3 pseudogenes are annotated in these 2,234 nt (G+C 50.8%); 1 reads left to right on the top strand and 2 read right to left on the bottom strand.

Annotated elements, in window-relative coordinates:
• Positions 1-281: pseudogene (locus BBW68_RS16280) on the top strand (integrase core domain-containing protein); the annotation flags it as partial.
• A gap of 12 nt (positions 282-293) precedes the next feature.
• Here BBW68_RS16280 and BBW68_RS17780 read toward each other — a convergent pair.
• Positions 294-1,216, bottom strand: a pseudogene (locus tag BBW68_RS17780) (IS3 family transposase); the annotation flags it as partial.
• A gap of 185 nt (positions 1,217-1,401) precedes the next feature.
• A pseudogene (locus BBW68_RS16265) lies at positions 1,402-2,234 on the bottom strand (IS30 family transposase); the annotation flags it as partial.

Here is a 2,234-nt window from a genome sequence, read left to right as displayed (position 1 = left end):
ATCGGCAGGCGCTGTGGCGCTGTAGGATAAAGCAGAGTATGAGTCGACGGGGAAACTGCTGGGATAACGCCCCTATGGAGCGGTTCTTCCGGAGCCTGAAGACCGAATGGGTGCCGACGAAGGGCTATAACAGCTTCAGCGAAGCCCAGGGCGCGATAATCCGCTATATAACGGGATATTACAGCGCTATCAGGCCCCACTAGTATAACGGCGGTCTGACGCCCAACGAATCTGAGCGGCTGTACTACTTACAGTCTAATGCTGTGGCCAGTATTAGTTGACCACTACAGTGGACACCCCTTGCGGGACATCGAGCGGATAAGATCTGCCGCATTCACCCGCGCCAGCCAGCCCGGCTAGCGGTAATGCCCGCTTCTGTCACTGTGGATGATCGGACAGTCGTCTACGTTTAACGTGCCGATCGCGCTTTCTAGCATCGTATTGACCAGTTCTGCATCTGGGCGTGTACTGAGCGACCAGCTCACCACTTTGCCATCGAAGCAGTCCGCCACTGGCGACAACCACACTTTACCGGCCAGAAGCTGGAACTTCGTGATATCCGTCAGCCATTTTTGATTAGGCTGCGCCGCTTTAAAATCTCTGGCGAGTAGATTGTCGGGCGCGGGGCTTTGTAGCGCTGGCGACGGGAACGACTGACAACAGGCTGCTCTTCCGCCATCAGCCTGCGCACCACCTTTCCACAGAGCCGCAGACCTTCCTGCCTGAGCATCGCATGCAGGCAACGATAGCCATAACAACCGTAATTACCGTTAAAGACCTCTGCCATTGTGGTGTGAACGGTCACGTATTTATCTCCCGCACGCAGAGCCGCCCGGTGATAAAAATAGCTGCTACGTGCAAGCGTCAAGACACTCAGCAGTTCTGCCAGAGGATACGTTTCTCTCAGGGCATCAACGATCTTTGTTTTTTCCCTGTTTGTCAGAGTGTTGACGCTGATGCCCGGGTCTTTTCTTATGATTTCCTTCGCTTTTTTCAGGGTATCCAGCTCCATCTGCTGACGCTGTATTTCCTGATTAAATCGGGCAATTTCTTCCCACAGCGCATCGCGCTCCTCCTCAGGGGAAGGCACCTTGTGTTTGTGCATGACCTAGTAAGCCCCGTTGCCTATAATTTCATCTTTCCATTTATACAATACCGTGCGACTGATACCGATATTTCTGGCAATTTCACTGGCAGATACACGTCGTGTACAGAGCTTCCATGACCTGGCTGCGCTTGGTTACATGCCCGCCGTCGGGCTCATTCGCTGAAGTTTGCCAGTGCCTGTAGCTGCTGCGATGGACTTCAAAAGTCTGACACAACGCAGCGACCCGGTATCGCGCTCTCAGTCCGCTGACTACCGTGAACCGTTGGGTGAGTCCGACATTAAGAGTTATAGATTCAATCTGTCAACGCAACACCCCTTTCAATTATCTCTTTCGGTGTTTTGAGCTTCAGTATGTTTCTTGGTCTGTTGTTTAGCTGAGCTGCAACCTGATCCAGCTCATGTTGAGTATATTGGGCAAGGCATGTCTTTTTGGAAAAGTATTGTCGAATTTGTCAGTAAGAGCCTGATTTACTGAGTAAAGAATCTTTGCCTCTTAGTCTAAGAATGATCGTATAACGTGATTTTCGGTCTACAAGTGTGGCTATATGCGAGTTTTTTGTGCCTGATACTAAATCGCCTTCCAAGTGCCCCGGAGAGCGTCTGTTATCGATATGCTGGAAGCGTTCGTGAATTGGCGTTCCGTTCACACTATGTTGATCGTACCTCTTTTACCTTTGCGGGTATGGCGTCTGCCATGACGAAGGCTATGCGACCGGCGCAGATGCTGTACATTCAGCTGGTGTAGCGCTTCACGGCTACGAAAGTACAGCGTTTTATAAATTGTCTCAGGTGATATTCGCAGTGTTTTTTGACGCGGCTTCATTCGCCTTAACCATCCTGATATTTGCTCTGGAGACCACTTCATCTCCAGCTTTTCTAGGACAAGCTATCTCAACGGTAAATTCTGATCCAGTAAGCACGGTTTTGGTCTTTTCGCCATCCTGCTAGCCCGGTTATTAGCATCAACAGCTTTGTAATAGCGCCAGCCTCGATTACGCTGAACATCACGTAAGATCGTCGAAGGACTATGATTCAGCGCAGTAGCTATCGCACGAATGCTCATTTTGGCTGACAAACCGGCTCGTATTTCCTCGCGCTCAGACAGCGTCAGGTGAGCTACAGCCCG

The sequence above is a fragment of the Candidatus Erwinia dacicola genome (assembly GCF_001756855.1).
Taxonomy (GTDB): Bacteria; Pseudomonadota; Gammaproteobacteria; order Enterobacterales; family Enterobacteriaceae; genus Erwinia; species Erwinia dacicola.
The sequence above is the reverse complement of the archived record's forward strand: the minus strand, read 5'-3'. Positions and strand labels throughout refer to the sequence as shown.